Annotated in this window: 19 protein-coding genes and 1 tRNA gene; 16 read left to right on the top strand and 4 right to left on the bottom strand. The window is 32.0% G+C overall.

The window, feature by feature from the left end:
* The first annotated feature begins 12 nt into the window (after nt 1-12).
* Entirely contained in the window at nt 13-687 is a 675-nt protein-coding gene (locus tag CLORY_RS12265) for a metallophosphoesterase family protein (RefSeq protein ID WP_079424831.1), read from the top strand.
* A gap of 86 nt (nt 688-773) precedes the next feature.
* Here CLORY_RS12265 and CLORY_RS12260 read toward each other — a convergent pair whose 3' ends face one another.
* Nucleotides 774-1820, bottom strand: a complete 1047-nt coding sequence (locus tag CLORY_RS12260) for a DUF5050 domain-containing protein (protein WP_079424828.1) — start codon at nt 1818-1820, stop codon at nt 774-776.
* A 233-nt stretch (nt 1821-2053) separates the two neighbouring features.
* Between CLORY_RS12260 and CLORY_RS12255 the strand changes: the two genes are divergently transcribed.
* Nucleotides 2054-2127, top strand: a tRNA-Cys gene (locus CLORY_RS12255).
* 135 nt (nt 2128-2262) lie between these two features.
* Here CLORY_RS12255 and CLORY_RS12250 read toward each other — a convergent pair.
* Nucleotides 2263-3219, bottom strand: a complete 957-nt coding sequence (locus CLORY_RS12250; RefSeq protein ID WP_079424826.1) for a magnesium transporter CorA family protein — start codon at nt 3217-3219, stop codon at nt 2263-2265.
* 270 nt (nt 3220-3489) lie between these two features.
* Here CLORY_RS12250 and CLORY_RS12245 point away from each other — a divergent pair, with 270 nt between their 5' ends.
* The 8 genes from CLORY_RS12245 (at nt 3490) to CLORY_RS12210 (ending at nt 8800) form a co-directional block, all read left to right on the top strand.
* Nucleotides 3490-3732, top strand: coding sequence for a sigma factor G inhibitor Gin (locus CLORY_RS12245; RefSeq protein WP_423236520.1), 243 nt, complete (start codon nt 3490-3492; stop codon nt 3730-3732).
* Between the two features lie 5 nt (nt 3733-3737).
* A complete protein-coding gene (locus CLORY_RS12240) occupies nt 3738-5183 on the top strand; it encodes an aminotransferase class I/II-fold pyridoxal phosphate-dependent enzyme (protein WP_341456642.1) in 1446 nt (481 codons plus the stop codon).
* A 13-nt stretch (nt 5184-5196) separates the two neighbouring features.
* Nucleotides 5197-5880, top strand: coding sequence for a deoxynucleoside kinase (locus CLORY_RS12235; RefSeq protein WP_079424821.1), 684 nt, complete (start codon nt 5197-5199; stop codon nt 5878-5880).
* A gap of 95 nt (nt 5881-5975) precedes the next feature.
* Nucleotides 5976-6305 carry a cyclic-di-AMP receptor gene (locus CLORY_RS12230; RefSeq protein ID WP_079424819.1) on the top strand — a complete coding sequence of 110 codons (330 nt, stop codon included), beginning with the start codon at nt 5976-5978 and terminating at the stop codon, nt 6303-6305.
* Nucleotides 6306-6425: 120 nt separating this feature from the next.
* The gene (locus tag CLORY_RS12225) at nt 6426-7373 is read left to right on the top strand and encodes a DNA polymerase III subunit delta' (protein WP_079424816.1); all 948 of its coding nucleotides are present in this window, start codon (nt 6426-6428) and stop codon (nt 7371-7373) included.
* Between the two features lie 56 nt (nt 7374-7429).
* Nucleotides 7430-8338: a PSP1 domain-containing protein gene (locus CLORY_RS12220; RefSeq protein WP_079424814.1), complete on the top strand. Its 909-nt coding sequence runs from the start codon at nt 7430-7432 to the stop codon at nt 8336-8338.
* Between the two features lie 10 nt (nt 8339-8348).
* The gene (locus tag CLORY_RS12215; RefSeq protein WP_079424812.1) at nt 8349-8552 is read left to right on the top strand and encodes a heavy-metal-associated domain-containing protein; all 204 of its coding nucleotides are present in this window, start codon (nt 8349-8351) and stop codon (nt 8550-8552) included.
* A gap of 77 nt (nt 8553-8629) precedes the next feature.
* Nucleotides 8630-8800 carry a DUF362 domain-containing protein gene (locus tag CLORY_RS12210; protein ID WP_079424809.1) on the top strand — a complete coding sequence of 57 codons (171 nt, stop codon included), beginning with the start codon at nt 8630-8632 and terminating at the stop codon, nt 8798-8800.
* Nucleotides 8801-8838: 38 nt separating this feature from the next.
* On the opposite strand, the gene CLORY_RS12205 is transcribed toward CLORY_RS12210, so the two are convergent.
* The gene (locus CLORY_RS12205; RefSeq protein WP_079424807.1) at nt 8839-9474 is read right to left on the bottom strand and encodes an MBL fold metallo-hydrolase; all 636 of its coding nucleotides are present in this window, start codon (nt 9472-9474) and stop codon (nt 8839-8841) included.
* A gap of 230 nt (nt 9475-9704) precedes the next feature.
* Between CLORY_RS12205 and CLORY_RS12200 the strand changes: the two genes are divergently transcribed.
* The 6 genes from CLORY_RS12200 (at nt 9705) to disA (ending at nt 16903) form a co-directional block, all read left to right on the top strand.
* Nucleotides 9705-10160 (top strand): CtsR family transcriptional regulator, encoded by a 456-nt coding sequence (locus CLORY_RS12200; RefSeq protein ID WP_079424805.1) that lies wholly within the window; start codon nt 9705-9707, stop codon nt 10158-10160.
* Between the two features lie 22 nt (nt 10161-10182).
* Entirely contained in the window at nt 10183-10707 is a 525-nt protein-coding gene (locus tag CLORY_RS12195) for a UvrB/UvrC motif-containing protein (RefSeq protein ID WP_079424802.1), read from the top strand.
* Nucleotide 10708: 1 nt separating this feature from the next.
* Complete coding sequence (locus CLORY_RS12190) at nt 10709-11737, top strand: protein arginine kinase (RefSeq protein WP_079424799.1); 1029 nt, start codon at nt 10709-10711, stop codon at nt 11735-11737.
* 23 nt (nt 11738-11760) lie between these two features.
* Nucleotides 11761-14214 (top strand): ATP-dependent Clp protease ATP-binding subunit, encoded by a 2454-nt coding sequence (locus CLORY_RS12185; RefSeq protein ID WP_079424797.1) that lies wholly within the window; start codon nt 11761-11763, stop codon nt 14212-14214.
* An 84-nt stretch (nt 14215-14298) separates the two neighbouring features.
* A complete protein-coding gene (gene radA, locus CLORY_RS12180) occupies nt 14299-15657 on the top strand; it encodes a DNA repair protein RadA (protein WP_079424795.1) in 1359 nt (452 codons plus the stop codon).
* A gap of 187 nt (nt 15658-15844) precedes the next feature.
* The gene (gene disA / locus CLORY_RS12175) at nt 15845-16903 is read left to right on the top strand and encodes a DNA integrity scanning diadenylate cyclase DisA (protein ID WP_079424792.1); all 1059 of its coding nucleotides are present in this window, start codon (nt 15845-15847) and stop codon (nt 16901-16903) included.
* Nucleotides 16904-16951: 48 nt separating this feature from the next.
* Here disA and CLORY_RS12170 read toward each other — a convergent pair whose 3' ends face one another.
* A complete protein-coding gene (locus CLORY_RS12170; protein ID WP_079424903.1) occupies nt 16952-17350 on the bottom strand; it encodes a nucleoside triphosphate pyrophosphohydrolase family protein in 399 nt (132 codons plus the stop codon).
* Between the last annotated feature and the right edge of the window lie 304 nt (nt 17351-17654).

The raw sequence follows: 17654 nt of genomic DNA, 5'->3' as shown, positions 1-17654 counted from the left end.
AGGAGAGATAACATGGGCAATATTAACAGGATTGCGGTAGTGGCAGATATACATGCTAATATGCATGCCTTCAAGATGTTTATAGATTATTTAAATGCTAGACCTGATATAGGTACAGTATTAAATCTTGGAGATTTTCTTCAACTTGGTCCTAATCCAAATGAAGTTTTTGATATAGTAATGAATGATAAAAGATTTATTAATATATTGGGAAATAATGAAATAGAACTCTTTGAGGATATTGATGATGAAGAGAATAATGATAGGTATAAACACAAGACTTGGACTAAAGATACTATAGGAAATGATAGGATAAATAAGCTTGCTCAAATTCCACGATCTAAATGTGTAGAAGTTTGGGGCAAAAAATTTATGCTTATTCATACAGTAGTGGAGCAATATGTAGATTTGGATGAACTTAAGAATTGTGAATATGTGTTTATGGGACATACACATCAGCAAACCTTCGGCAGTTATTGGAAGGAAAGGAAGGTTATGAATCCTGGGTCTATAGGATATAATCCTAATGGTATAATTAATTTCGCTATTATAGAATTTGATGGTGATATCATGAATTTTATATTTAAAACGATGAAATATAATCCTCAATTACTTAAAAAGGATTTAGTAGAAAACGAGGTGCCAGGAACTAAAGGCATAGTGAGATATTTAGTGGATGGAGACTAAAAAGGCATAAATTAGAGAACATCTTTCTATCACTTTTTAATTACGTTAAAAAAGGAACCAGTATTTTTACATACTAGTCCCTTTTTTTATTTAACTATGGTTGGTAAAGTGTAATCAGCACTGTTTTGAGCATAGATTTTATTGTTTATATTTTCTATTTCTGCAGTAGAAACATCATATGCTACCGTTAGATTTTTTCCGGAAAGACTTGATTTATAAACTTTATCGTTATCCGATCCGTTAATAAAATAAAGTGATTTATTAGTTATGCATATTTGTTTTGCATTTATATCCATTATTCTTTTCTTATTGTTTCCTATAAAATCAATCTTATATAATCCACCTTGTCCTTGCTGAGTGTAATAATATATATTTTTTTTACTAATAGCAAAACAATATATTCTATCGTTTGATAATTTTTGACTTATAGTACCATCACCATTAGCTATATATAAAGTGTAATTGTCAGATATATTTTGGTATATTATGTAGTTGTTTGCTATTTGATATTTTGAAACAGGTGAAGTAGTTACCCTCAATCTATTTTTGCCTTTGTCATCTATTCTATATAATCGATCTCCATCACTTTTATTTATGTAGTAAATCCAATTATTATTTACTACTATAGAAGATACTTTATCGTTAGTAAGCTTAACCTGCTTTTTGCTTTTTAAATTTATTTTATATAGTGTACTATTGTCTGTCCAATTATCAAAATAAAGCCAATTACCATTGACGTCTATCGAAGTGCATGCCTGTTCAAGCCAAGCGGAGTTAGGCGAAGTTGAAGATTTTATGTTACCAGCAGAAGCTTTAAAAATAAGATTTTTTATAGCGTAATTCGAGTAATATATATTTTTTCCAGCAACAGCTACGCTACCGAAATTGCGTTTTATATCTGTTGCTGATAAGAGACCGCTGTTTTTAAAAGCTGACTTATTCTTAGTGCTAGTATTTGAAATAACAGTAGAACCACTAGAGCTTGAACTGCTTGGAGAAGCAGTGCTTGTATCTTGTGCGGTATTGCTAGAATTAGTTCCGGTTGACGGTGCAGCTTTTTTTGAACAAGATGCTAAAGAAGATATAGATAGTAATAAACAAATTATATAAATTAATTTTTTCTTTTTTGTCATATAAATCTCCGTTAATAAAAAACGGAACCCACCACCTTTCAATAAATTATCGTACTTAATTACTAAAAGCTTTATCCTGTAATCACGTATCCGGGAGTATCATCATAAGATATATTAAAGAAACTCACAGTAAACGTAGAAAAAAGAAGCTAATATTAAAAATAAGCTTAAATATCAAATATTTATTTCAAAATCTATGGTAATATAAATCACGGATTCGCTTTAATGCGTATGGCGCTATAGCCAAGTGGTAAGGCAGAGGTCTGCAACACCTTCATCCCCAGTTCAAATCTGGGTGGCGCCTCCATTTATAAAGGTAGTTTGATTGATATTTATCGGTCATACTGCTTTTTTTATTTTATCTAACTTATCTAGTCAATTAATATAATAAGTGACCTTTTGGGGCGTTTTTTAGCCTGCAGAGGTCACTCATGTTTCTTTATTAGAACATATCTTTTTTATTCAATATAATTATTGTAATGCAGCAAATACATACTACTATGGCACACACAGCCCAAAAACCATATTTAAACGCACTACTTCCTACTGCAAAAGGTATACCTGTTACATTCATACCAAATAGTCCCGAAATCATGTTTGGTATGGACATAACTATTGTTACAGATGCTAACAATTTCATAACAATGTTAAGATTAGTAGAGATTACTGAAGCAAAAGCGTCCATTGTGCCTGAAAGTATATTACTATATATATTAGCCATTTCTATGGCCTGTTTATTCTCTATTATTACGTCCTCTAGTACATCTTTATCTTCCTCGTATCTGGTTATAAATTCTAACTTTAGCATTTTTTCCAATGTGATTTCATTTGATTTTAATGAAGTAGAAAAATATACAAGAGATTTTTCCAATGAGAGTAATAATATAAGTTCTCTGTTTCGCATTGATTTATGAAGCTTTTTTTCAAACATAAGACTTTTTTTATCTATCTGCCTGAGGTACAGCAAATAATACGTAGCTACGCGATATAGAATCTGCAAGATAAATCTAGAGCGTTTAAAAGTAAAGAAGGAGCGTACCTTTCCATCTATAAAATCAGTGAGAATTTTACTGTTTTTCAAACATACAGTTATAATTTCCTTCTCTGTATGTATTATTGCTAGAGGATACGAATCGTAAGTCAACGAGTTATCTTCCATTTCTGTGAAAGGTATATCTACTATTACTAAAACATTGTTATCCTCTGTTTCAAGTCTTGAAGTTTCTTCGTCATCTAGAGGAGCTCGTAGGAACTCTAGAGGTACATTAGTTTTTTTTGATATAAATGATAACTCCTGATTTGTAGGTGCTACAATGTTTATCCAACAACCAGCTTCTATATTTTCGATTTCCTGAAGGGAGTTGCTTTGACCATCATAACTTTTATAGATGTTAATCATTTTTACACCTCCTTGGATTCATTAATATTTCTTTTGATTTCTGTTATGAAACTACAAAAACGGAGGAATATCCACCGAAATAATTATACAGCTATATAAACAGGCTGTATACACTAAAAAAACATTAATACAATATATTTTAATTAATTTTAACAAAATTTCAAAATAAAAATGTGGACAAAATAAATTTTTGAAGAATCGTGAATACAATATAATGTAGGAGCTAATAATTTCATATATATGGATTATAGCAAGGAGGTGCATGCCATTTTGCTGATTACTAAGTCTGCAGAAGGTCGGCTTATGAGAAAACAGAAATGTATAATTTGTAGGAAAGAATTAAATAGTGGTATAATAATAAATGGAAGAGTGATTTGTAAAGCTTGTGAAAAAAGACTCCTCAGTGTAGGATTAAATACGGACTTTTATGATTTCTACAGAGATTGCATAAAGAAGGCTATGGTGCAAACGATTTTGAATGAAAGAACTGAGGTTCAAAAAAATTATAAATAGGAGTTGTGAAATATAAAGTAATGGCGAAAACACCTATAATAGATGCTCTATTAGAGTACACAAAAGAAAAAAATGCACCTTTCTCCATGCCTGGACATAAAGGCGGAAGAGGTATGTTTGAAAAGTATAGTCATAAAAATTTGAAAAATATGATTATAGATATGGATATTACAGAAGTTGAAGGTTTAGATAATCTTCACAAAGCTGAAGGAATAATTAAGGAGTCAGAGGAGTTACTAAGTAATTTATATGGAAGTGAAAAATCTTATTTTTTAGTCAATGGAAGCACTAGTGGTAATTTAGCTATGATATTTTCGGCATTTAATGAAGGAGATAAAGTTATCGTAGAAAGAAATTGTCATAGATCCATATTTAATGGTATAGTTTTGAGAAAGCTAAAACCTGTGTATGTTGATAATATAATAGATGATAGTTATAATGCTCCTGTTACTATTAATATGGAGCATTTTTTTGAAACATTATATAATAATACGGATGCTGCAGGTGTTATAGTCACCTATCCTAATTATTATGGAATTGCTTGTGATTTAGAAAGAATAGTTTATGCTTGCAAACGCTTGAATATGATGGCGCTGGTAGATTGTGCACATGGAGCACATTTTGGAATATCTGAAATGCTGCCAGAAAACCCATTAAAGCTAGGGGCTGATATGGTTGTGATGAGCGCACATAAAACGCTTCCTAGTTTAACTCAAACTGCATTTTTGCATGTGTCGAATAGGCATAAAATAAAAGAATTAGACTTCTATGTAAGTGTATTTTCAACTACAAGTCCCTCATATATTTTTTTAGCTGCAATGGATTATTGCAGGGCTTATATGGAAGAATACGGAAGAGAGGATTTTGAAAAATGCATACACATGGTTGAAAAGTACAGTAAAATTATAAATACGGAAACTGTTTTTAACGTCATGAATCAAGAGGATATATCTAAGATATGCATCCCGTACAATGTAAAGCTTGATAAAAGCCGTATGGTTATTAATTGTGGAAAAAGTTTAGATGGATTTAAAATAATAGAATATCTTAGAGAATGTGGTGTTCAGTGTGAGATGAGTGATGGAAGTAATATAGTTCTTATAGCAGCTCCATTTAATTCGAAGGAAGATTATGATAAGTTGGTTAACGCTCTTAAGAACATTGAGGAGAAACGATTTACATGTAATGAAATAGTATTAAAAGTTAATAGAATGCCTATGCAGAAACTAGCACCTTACGAAGCTGTAGATATGGAAAGTAATTATGTTCCGTTGGGTGAAGCATTAGGACAAATAGCTGCAGCAAATATAGTCCCGTATCCACCAGGGATACCAATAGTTGTTATCGGGGAAGTAATAGATAAGGATTCACTAGGAATAATTAATTATTATGTGAATAAAGGAACAACTATATTAGGTTTAGATAATAGAAAAATAAATGTACTAAAATAGGGGATTAGGAAGGATGAACTATATGAAGGGAAAACTTATAATTATTGATGGTTGTGATGGAAGTGGAAAAGCTACTCAGTCGAAGCTTCTTGAGAATAGACTAAGGGAAGAAAGCAAAAAGATAAAAAGGATAGAGTTCCCTGATTACAGCAGTGAATCTTCTGCACTTGTTAAAATGTATCTTGATGGCATGTTTGGCAAGAATGCTGAAGATGTAAACCCATATGTTGCTTCTACTTTTTATGCTGTAGATAGATATGCTTCATTTAAAACTAAGTGGAAAGATTTTTATGAAAATGGTGGTATAATATTAGCAGATAGGTACACAACATCAAATATGCTTCACCAGGCAGCGAAGATATCTGATACGAATGAAAAAAACAAATTCTTAAAATGGTTATGTGACTTTGAATATAACTTATTTGGATTACCAACACCCGATTTGGTAATATTTTTGGATGTACCGCCTGAGTATACAATAGAGTTAATGAAAAATAGAAATAACAAGTATTCTGGCAGGAAGGATAAAGACATACATGAAAGAAATTATCAATTTGTAAAAGAGTCATATCAAAATGCCTTACTTGTTTCTAAGGAATATGGTTGGGAAAGAATAGAGTGTCTTAAGAATGGTAAAATGCTTAAAATAGATGAGATACATAGTATAATTTATGAAAAAATTATGTCCATATTTTAAATTGAGACTATATATTAGTTAATATAAATATGATAAAATAGTTATATAGTATAGCTATAAGTGCTGTACAATTGCCTAGATGAGGAGGTATAAATATGAAACTGATAATTGCAATAGTTCAGGATGATGATGCTAGTGATTTGATAGATGTACTTACAGATGACGGATTTAGAGTTACAAAGCTTGCTACTACTGGAGGTTTCCTAAAATCAGGGAATACTACACTTATGATGGGTGTTGAAAAAGAAGACGTTGATAAGGTACTGTCAGTGATTGAAGATGTGTGCAAGACAAGAGATCAGGTAGTAACTTCTCCTTCACCAATGGCAGGAGCAACAGGTGTATATGTTCCATATCCTGTAGAAGTCGAAGTAGGCGGCGCTACTATTTTTGTTCTAGATGTAGATAATTTCATTAGATTCTAAAATACCAAATATAAAATTAACATGTTGAAAGTCTTTAATGGCTTTCAACATGCTTTTTAATAACAGTAAATTATTTATGGTCTTTTTGCTGGCATAGCTGGTTGTTTAGGAGGAAATTAAGTGCAAGATACAGATATTATTGGTCACAATGATATACGGGAATATTTTAAAAAGCAGATTTTGGACGGTAGTTTAGTTCATGCTCATCTGATCATAGGTAAGGATGGCATAGGCAAGAGTCTTATAACTAAAGAAACAGCAGTAAAGCTCATAGGTAAGAGCGAAATTAAACAATATGTAGATATTTGCGAATTTAAATTGAGTAAGAACAAAAAGAGTATAGGTATAGACCAAGTTAGAGCCTTAATAGATGAAGTTAACAAAAAACCATATGAAGGCGATAAGAAAGTAATAATAATTTACAGTGCAGATAAACTTACAGTACAGGCACAGAATGCTGTATTGAAGACTATTGAGGAACCTCCTGCTGGAGTTTATATATTTATATTATGTGAAAATGTTCAAATGATTTTAGATACTATAAAATCTAGGTGTCAAATTCATAAATTAAATCCACTCAGCAGAGAGGAAATGCTAAAGTTTATATATAGGAAGTATCCAGAATTAGATGGTAAACAGAAAGAAAGTCTATTGGTTTTTGCAGAGGGAATCCCAGGAAGATGCGAATATTTGAAGGAAGATGAAGATTTTAGAGTGATAAGGGATACTTTGGCTAAGCTTATAGTTGATATAAATAAAACAAAAGAATCTGAATTTATAAATAAATATATTAATTTTTTTATAAAATACAATCATTTATATTCAGAAATATTTGAAGCTATACTATCATATGTAAGAGATATTATTTTATATAAGGATATTACAGATGATAAAATTATAATAAATAGGGACAAAATTGATGTTATAAAGCAATGTTGTGATTTATTTTCTTATAACTCTTTGCAGAAGATTGTCAGTGCTGCAGAAGAAGCGAGGAAGAAAATAGTCAAAAATGTAAATTTTAATTTAGTATATAATGTATTTTTAATAGATATTTTTAATGTATAATATAACTGCTTTAGTAAAGAAAAAATTGACGAAAGGTTCAATTATGGAGGAAAGTTATGATAAAAGTAGTTGGAGTAAGATTTAAGAAGGCTGGGAAAATATATTATTTTAATCCTGGCAGTTTGCATATACAAAAAGGTGACAGTTTAATAGTAGAGACAGCTAGAGGTGTAGAGTTTGGAGATTGCGTTATAGGTCCTAAGGATATCAGTGAAAATGAGGTAATAGCTCCATTGAAGGATGTACTTAGAGTAGCTTCTGAAGAAGATATCAAAATAAATGATGTAAATAATAAAAAAGAGAAGGATGCATTTAATATATGCGCGAATAAGATTATTCAGCATAAACTTGATATGAAGCTAATAGACGTAGAATATACTTTTGATAACAATAAGGTTATATTCTATTTTACAGCTGATGGAAGAGTAGATTTTAGAGAATTGGTAAAAGATCTTGCTACAATTTTTAAAACAAGAATAGAATTAAGACAGATAGGAGTAAGAGATGAGGCTAAAATGGTAGGAGGATTAGGTCCTTGTGGAAGAACTATGTGCTGCTCTGCATTTTTAGGTGACTTTGCATCTGTTTCAATTAAAATGGCGAAAGAGCAAAACTTGTCACTTAACCCTACAAAAATATCTGGAATCTGTGGGAGACTTATGTGCTGTCTTAATTATGAACAGAAAACCTATGAAGGTATAAGAAAGAGATTACCTAAAGTGGGTTCTCTAGTTAAAACAGATATGGGAGAAGGAAAAGTTATTTCTAACAGTGCAGTGAAGGAAATGGTAAAAGTAAAAATAGAGATGAAAGATGAAGATGATATTATTGAAGATTTTAGAATAAATGAAATAGTACTTGTTTCAGGCAGCTATGAAGGAACAGTTTCAGAGGACGATATAAAGCTGGAGACCGATGGAGAAGTTAATGAAGTTGAAATAAAGAAACTTTTAAAAGAAAATTGAGGTGAAAGTTGTGAAAGCTGTGCTTAAAGTAAGAGGAATAAGCAATATAAGTGATGTGAACAAAATAAGAAGGGCCATAGCTGAGAATGAAGGGGTAGTTGCCTGCGAAATAAGTCGCCAAAAAGAAGAAATAAGTATTGTATATGATAATCATTCTGTTAGTTTAGATAGTATAGCTATATCTATCGAAGATTTAGGCTATACTGTTATATAAAAAAACTTTTAAAAGTTATATAAACATGGTAGAATATAAATGACGTATAAAATGTGAATTTAAGGAGGTGTTCGTATATGGCATATAAAATTTCAGACGCATGTGTAAGCTGTGGTGCTTGTGCATCAGAATGTCCTGTAAGTGCAATAAGTCAAGGAGATACTCAATTTGTTATAGATGAATCCGCTTGTATAGAATGCGGAAATTGTGCAAATGTCTGTCCAGTTGGAGCACCAGCTCAGGAATAGTACTTAGTGAAAAAAAGACCGCTTTAAGCGGTCTTTTTTTATTTGCAATTTAGTAACAGCACCTTATTTATTTCTGATACAGATGAAGATATTTCTGTAAAGTTAGAATTAAGCTTTGAGACATTTCCCATAGCGGATATAAATTTTTCAGCTCCTTCTATAGGTAATAGCAGGGATTGGGTTTTGTAATGCATTGGAATTATAATGTGACTTTTTATTCTTTTAGATATTTCAGCAGCTTCTGTTCCATCGATGGTGAAGTTACCGCCAATAGGAATAAGCAGCGCGTCTATATCCTGCAGATATGAATAGAATTCCTCATTGGGAAGATGTCCTAAATCACCTAAATGGCATATTCTTATATTATCGCACTCATATATGTAAGCAATATTTTTTCCTCTTTTAAGCCCTTTGAATTTATCATGGTAACAAGGGATACCTTGTATAGAAAAGCCGTTTAAATTACATTTCACTAAAGAATCTATGATTTTAGGAGTACCTTTTAAGTAATCAGTACAATCATGATCATAATGATGATGACTTATTGTTACAATATCTACACTATCGGATATAGCACTATATCCGATAGATGGATCAAAGGGATCTGTTAAGAGCTTTTTACCTGATGAATTTTCCAATAGGAAACACGAGTGCCCATACCATGTAATTTTCACATTCTCACCTTCTTTAATTATATAATAATCATTTATAGTATTTTATTTTAATACTATTTTATATTAATGAAAATAGAAATAATTTTAAGTAAAATGAAGAAAGATAAAGAAAATGAGAGATATTATTGGAAAAAGTTAGTATACGTCGTAAATAATAAAATTGTAAAGTTGTTAAACAATAGTTATTATTATATTAAGGTCAAAGAAAGACAAAGTCTGGAGGTGATGCTATGGCGAGGTTGTCAGATACTATAGAACAATTTATAAAGGCTCTTTTAGAAGATAATACGGAAAGAGAACTTATGATCCAGAGGAATGAATTAGCTAATCATTTTAGTTGTGCACCTTCACAGATCAATTATGTATTAACCACAAGGTTTACATCAGATAAAGGATATTTTATTGAAAGTAAGAGAGGCGGCGGCGGCTGCATAATTATAAAAAAGGTCGAATGTTCTTCTGACGATGATCTTCTAGAAATAATAATGGATAAGATAGGAGATTATATAACAAACGATAAAGCAATTCAGATAATTAGTGGGTTGTTAGAATCTGGTTTGATTAGTGATAGAGAGGCTAGTTTGATGAAAGTTGCTACTAATAATAGAATATTAGCTTTATGTGAAAATATAAATAAAGTAAGAGCAGACATGCTTAAGACTATGATTATGGTAATATGGCAATAAATGTAGTTATAGGAGGTTTAATATGATTTGTGATATGTGCAAAAAGAATGTTGCATCGGTTCATATAGTTAAAATCATCAATGGAGTAAAACAAGAACTAAATCTATGTGAAAACTGTGCAAGAGAAACCAATCAGCTTGGTATTGGCATGGGTATCAATTTTGTAAATCCTTTTTCATTTCAAAATATTTTTGGCGGGCTTGCAGATTATATTGATCAGTCTTCTCAAGGTATGGTATCTAATGCACTAACTTGTCCATCTTGCGGCACTACTTATAGTGAATTCAGGGAAAAAGGATTAGTTGGGTGCTGCAATTGCTATAAAAATTTTAATGATAGCATAGTACCTGTTATAAAGAGGGTTCAAGGAAATAATATACAGCATTCAGGTAAAATACCAGGTAAGTTTTCTAGTGAGATAATAAATAAGAGAAAGATGGTTAAACTTAAAGAAGAACTTCAGAAAGCTATACTACTTGAGGAGTATGAAAGAGCAGCTCAAATAAGAGATGAAATAAAGAAGCTTCAAAAGGAAGGGGGGGATTAACATGGATAATTGGCAAGAATATGACAATGCCCCAGAGGATCTTGTGCTGAGCAGTAGAATAAGGCTTGCAAGAAATATAAATGGTATTCCTTTTCCTAATAAGCTAGATGTAGCATCAGGTAAAGAGGTAGTAAATAATATTGAGAAAGCTTTTTATACTTCGGATGAAATGAGGGAAAACTATAAAAGTATTTATCTTTGGAATAATGATTCCCTGCAAAACAGTAAATATTTTGAGCAGCATTTAATTAGTCCTGATTTAATAAATCATAAGGATGCAGCGGCATTTATTTTGAATAAAGACGAAACTATAAGTATAATGCTTAATGAGGAGGATCATATAAGACTTCAGGCGATTACAGGTGGATTAAATCTTCCAGAATGTTATAAAATGGCTAATAAACTTGATGATAAGCTTGATGAAAATTTGGATTTCGCTTTTGACGAAAAGCTTGGATATATAACAGCGTGTCCAACCAACTTGGGAACAGGAATGAGAGCGTCCGCAATGGTTCATTTACCAGCTTTGACTATGAATAACCAGATGAATGAAATATTAAAAGTTCTTACTCAAGTCGGGATGACGATAAGAGGACTTTATGGAGAGGGCACAAAGGCTCAAGGAAATTTATATCAAATATCTAATCAAATAACTTTAGGCTACACTGAAGAAGATATAATAACAAATCTTGAAGTTGTTGTAAGACAGGTTATTAATCAGGAACAGGCTACTAGAGAAAGCCTAATTAAAGCATATAAGTATGATATAGAAGATAAAATATATAGATCAATTGGTATATTAAAAAATGCTGTTTTACTAAATTCTACAGAGTGTTTGGACTTATTGTCTAATGTGAGGATGGGTGTAGAGCTTGGTATAATAAAAGATGTGAAGAAGGGTACACTTAATAGCCTTATTATAGATACACAACCGTCAACACTCCAAAGTAAATTAAACACTAAACTAAACGAGAAAGAAAGAGATATAAACAGAGCGAGAATAGTTAAAGAGGCGTTTAACAAAGTATAAAAAACCAAATGGAGGTGTGAAAAATGATGTTTAGTAGATTTAGTGAGAGATCTCAGAAGGTCCTAATATATGCTCAAGAAGAAGCTAAAAGTTTCAGACATGGGTATGTTGGAACAGAGCATATACTTCTAGGGCTGCTAAGAGAGGAAGAGGGTATAGGCAGAAAGCTTCTGGAAAAAATGAATGTAAACCTAGAGAACGTTAAAAATATGGTGAATCAGTTTGAAGGCCAGGGCGATCTGGAATTTTACAAAAATGAGGTCCCTCTTACTCCAAGAACAAAGAGACTTCTTGACCTCAGTTTAGTGGAAGCAAGAAATTTAAATCACAATTATATTACACCAGAACATATACTGCTGGCTTTAGTAAGAGAATCAGAGGGTGTAGCATATACTATCTTAAGTAATCTGGGTGTAGATTTTGAAAAGCTTAGAAAAGAAATAATTCAAAGCATTACGGGAGAAGAGAGTGGTAAAAATGGTGAAAATACGTCTCATGAAGATCCGGCTACACCTAATTTGAATCAATTTGGTAGGGACTTAACAGAACTTGCTAGAGAGGGAAAGCTAGATCCAGTAATAGGTAGAAGCAGTGAGACTGAAAGGGTACTTGAGATACTCTGCAGGCGTATGAAGAACAATCCGTGTCTCATTGGAGATCCTGGAGTAGGTAAAACTGCTATAGTTGAGGGGCTAGCTCAGAGAATAGTCGAAGGAAACATTCCGGAAATAATAAAAAATAAAAGAGTAGTTACCCTTGATCTTTCATCTATGATAGCTGGTTCTAAATATAGAGGCGAATTTGAGGAAAGATTGAAGAAGGTAATGGAAGAGATAAGAAGTGTAAATAACGTTATACTTTTTATAGATGAAGTTCATACCATTATAGGTGCTGGTGGAGCTGAAGGGGCAATAGATGCATCCAATATTTTAAAGCCTGCATTAGCTAGAGGAGAACTTCAATGTATTGGAGCTACTACGATAGATGAATACAGAAAGTATATAGAGAAAGATTCTGCTTTGGAAAGAAGATTTCAGCCTGTAAATGTAGGAGAACCTACAAAAGAAGAGGCTATTCAAATATTAAAGGGACTTAGAGACAAATATGAAGCTCATCATGGAGTAAAGTTTACTGATGAAGCTGTTGAGGCTGCTGTTAATCTATCAGATAGGTATATAACAGATAGATACTTACCTGATAAGGCTATAGATCTTATCGACGAAGCAGGAGCTAAAGTCAGAATACAGAATCTTACTGCACCGCCTGATCTTAAGGAAATTGAGGAAAGGATGGAAAAGACTGCAAAAGAGAAGGAGGATGCAATAAAAGTACAAGATTTTGAGAAAGCAGCTAGACTTAGAGACTTAGAAAAAGAGCTTAAAGATAAGCTAGAAAATCAGAAAAAAAATTGGATGACTCAAAGTGGTGTTTCAAAGCAGATAGTATCTGAGGAAGAAATCGCTGCAGTTATTTCTAGATGGGCCAATATACCAGTTCAAAAGTTAACTGAGAAAGAGTCAGAAAGACTTTTAAAACTTGAAGAAACTCTTCATAATAGAGTTGTAGGTCAAGATGAAGCAGTAAAATCTATAGCTAGGGCAGTAAGAAGAGCAAGAGTTGGATTAAAAGATCCTAAAAGACCTATTGGTTCATTTATATTTTTAGGACCTACTGGAGTTGGTAAAACGGAACTTTGCAAAGCTTTAGCTGAAGCTATGTTTGGTGATGAGAACAATATGATAAGAATAGATATGTCAGAATACATGGAGAAACATACTGTGTCGAGACTTATTGGTTCGCCTCCAGGATATGTAGGCTACGAAGAAGGAGGTCAACTTACCGAAAAGGTTAGAAGGAGACCATATTCTGTAGTACTGTTGGATGAAATTGAAAAAGCTCACCCAGACGTATTTAATATATTGCTTCAGATACTGGAGGATGGAAGGTTGACAGATGGAAAAGGAAAGACAGTTAACTTTAAGAATACAATAGTAATAATGACGTCTAATGTAGGAGCATCTACAATAAAGAAACAACAATCAATGGGATTTTCAACTAATGCTAAGAACGAATATTCAACAGAATACGAGAAGATGAAGGAAAATATACTTGAAGAATTAAAAAAGAATTTCAGACCAGAATTTCTGAATAGGATAGATGATACTGTAGTTTTCCATCAATTAGAAGAGGAAGATTTAAGAGAAATAGTATCACTGATGTTAAAATCTGTTAGTGAGAGACTTTCACAAAGAGGAATAGAAATTGAATTTTCTGATGAAGCTGAGACACTATTAGCCAAAGAAGGATTCGATCCTGTATATGGTGCAAGACCTTTGAGAAGGGCTATAACTAAGATCGTAGAGGATAGATTATCTGAAGAGATACTAAGTGGAAACCTAAAAACGGGCGGTAGAATCGTAATTTCTGCGGAAAATGGTGAATTCAAATTTCAAAATGAGCTGCAATATAACTCATAGTTATCAAAAAGCTGCCATGATATTATGGCAGCTTTTTAGTGGTATAATGTTATAAAGTTATGAAATGTAAGGAGCTGGTTTTGGGTGGTCAAAACTAAAACTGTCTATGTATGCCAGCAATGTGGGTATGAATCGCCTAAATGGTTAGGAAAGTGCCCGGATTGTGGAACTTGGAACAGTATGAGCGAAGAAGAAAAAAAAGAAAAGCCTAGTACTAAATATACGGATATACTAATAAAAAGCAATCCTCAAAGTATTGTGAATATTAAATCAGGAAATATAGAAAGATATGATACTGGCATAGAGGAATTGAATAGAGTTTTAGGGGGAGGGCTTGTAAAAGGATCACTTACTCTTATATCTGGTGATCCTGGCATAGGGAAATCAACCTTACTTCTTCAAACAGCTAGTAATATAGCTGAAAAATATGGAATTGTTTTATATATATCAGGTGAAGAATCAGAGGAACAGATAAAGATAAGGGCCGATAGATTAAATATAACGTCTAAGAACTTATATATATTATCAGAAACAAACCTTGAGATAGTAGAAAGGCATATTGAAGATATTAAACCGTCATTTGTTATAATTGATTCAGTTCAAACTATGTATATAGATACCATGTCATCTGCGCCTGGTAGTGTTTCGCAGGTAAGAGAATGTTCAAACCATATGATGCGTGTCGCAAAAAACAATAACATACCATTTTTTATAGTAGCACATGTAACGAAGCAGGGAGAGCTAGCAGGCCCAAGGGTCTTAGAACACATGGTTGATACTGTCCTTTCTTTTGAAGGAGAAAGAACAGAAGAAATAAGAATATTAAGATCTGTCAAAAACAGATTTGGAACTACAAGTGAAATAGGTGTATTTGAGATGAGAGATAAGGGACTAATTCAGATATCCGATCCATCTAGGCTATTTCTTGAAGATGCAAGCTTTAATGCTGAAGGCTCAGCAGTAATAGGTATTATGGAAGGAACAAGGCCAATACTAGTTGAGATTCAAGCATTAGTAACAGAAACAAAAATGGTTAATCCTAGAAGAACAGTTGTTGGTATAGATACGAGTAGACTTAATTTGATATTAGCTGTATTGGAAAAAAAGCTTAGACTACCGTTTTATAAATATGATGTATATGTAAACGTAGTTGGAGGTCTGAATATTGATGGGACTTTTGCTGACTTGGGAATGGCAGTGGCCCTTATTTCCAGTATTAATGCTAAAGAAATAAAACTAGAGAAGCTTATGATAGTAGGAGAGGTTGGATTAACAGGAGAGATACGTCCGATCGCCTCTTGTGATAGATTAGTAAAAGAGGCAGCAAAACTTGGATTCAAGAATGTATTAATACCAAAAAAGAATAAATTATCTATAAATGGAGAAAATATAAATATAATAGCACCTTCAACATTAAAAGAATCTCTACACAATATTTTCTAAAGGCAACGGTTATAATGTAGTCTAATTATTGAAACCTAAAGTATACTATTAGCTATATGGTGTGAATAAATTGTATTTAGCAATAAATTTTACAATTAGTGAATAATAATTTAATAAAATGTTTAATATTTATAAATGAAAATATAAATTATTTACATTTATATAGCTTATAATAGTAGGTGATAGTATGAGGTTAGAAAAAGACAAAGAGTTGAAAAATATTTTGAAGATTTTAGCTCCAGGCACTCCACTTAGAGAAGGAATGGAAAATATACTGAGAGCTAACACTGGAGCACTAATTGTATTAGGGGATAATGAGAACATACTAAAAATCGTTGACGGTGGTTTTAGTATAAATTCTGACTATAATCCGGCGTATATATATGAACTTGCTAAAATGGATGGGGCCATAATAGTAAGCAGTGATCTAAAAAAAATAGTGTTTGCAAATACACAGTTGATACCTGATTCGTCTGTTCCTACATTCGAGACAGGTACTAGACACAGAACTGCACATAGAGCAGCAAAACAAACTGGTGCCATTGTTATAGCTATTTCCCAGAGAAGACACATAATAACTATTTATAAAAATGACTTTAAGTATATACTTAGGGATAGCAGTGTTATTTTAGCGAGAGCTAATCAAGCTATACAGACTTTAGAAAAATATGTAGCAGTATTAAATAAGGTTATAGATAATTTGAATTTATTGGAATTTCAAGATATTTGTACATTATATGACGTTGTAACAGCGATACAGAGGACGGAAATGGTGATGAGAATTGTAGGAGAGATTGAGAGGTATATCTGTGAGCTTGGGAATGAGGGCAGACTTATTTTTATGCAACTTAATGAACTTATACAATGTATAGAAGAAGACGGTGTATTACTTATTAGAGACTACTGCAGAACGAATTTGCAATTTAACGATATTTACAAAAGCATTCAGCAAATGAATTCGGTAGATATATTAAATTCGGAAAATATAGCAAAACAAATGGGATATATAGGCGTACCATTAATGGATACGTTAATTTCTCCAAGAGGGTATAGAATGCTTAATAAAATTCCTAGAATACCAGTTAACGTTATAGAAAACCTAGTTAAAAACTTTAAAGAATTAAAATCCATAATGGTAGCCTCAATTGATGAACTTGATAAAGTAGAGGGCATAGGGGAGGCTAGGGCTAGGAGTATAAAAAATGGACTAAAAAAAATATATGATAGACTTCAGCTTAATAAATAATATAATTCAGTAAACATTACTATAAGCATTATATCTAATCTGCTATAATTATCTTAAATTATATTTACCAAGAGTAGTTATTTTATCAGCTTCCCTAATTAATATATCGTAAATATTTATATCGAGTAAGTTACATAAAGCTGTGAGATAAAATATGTTATTACCTATTTCAAATTCTATTCTTTCTCTGCAATTGTCACAAAGTTTTCCTTGTAAATGAGAGCTTAGACACTTATTTAAATCTTCTAATACATCTTTGTCAGTTGGCATATGCTGTTTGCCTGCATTGACTTCAATACATCCGCAACTTGTAACTGCTTTTGCTATAGCTCTATTTACTCGAGAATTCGACTCCTGAAATTTTGTTAATGTATCAAGAATGCTTTTATGTCTAATTAGGGAGTTTTCTACTTCATCTTGGAATTCATCTAGAAGAATATCTTTTATAACATTTTTCATAAATATCAGCTCCTTACAGCACTATAATATCTTAAACTTAGAAAGCTTCATAGGGGGATATTAATGTATTTTAAAAATTTCTAGGCAAGTGTAATAAATTGGAAAAAACCTACCTGGAATTATTTAAACCGATATAATTCTGAGCATACCTAAATTGCTTTTCTATATCGTATATATATTTTGCAAAAATTAAAGATAACAGTTAAGGAGGTGATTATGAAAAATAATTTGGGTTGAAAAGCAGGGGTAAGTAATATATAGTATAAATAACAGTAAGTAAACTGTTATACAA

Source organism: Clostridium oryzae (assembly GCF_002029235.1).
Classification (GTDB): Bacteria; Bacillota; Clostridia; order Clostridiales; family Clostridiaceae; genus Clostridium_AE; species Clostridium_AE oryzae.
The sequence above is the reverse complement of the archived record's forward strand: the minus strand, read 5'-3'. Positions and strand labels throughout refer to the sequence as shown.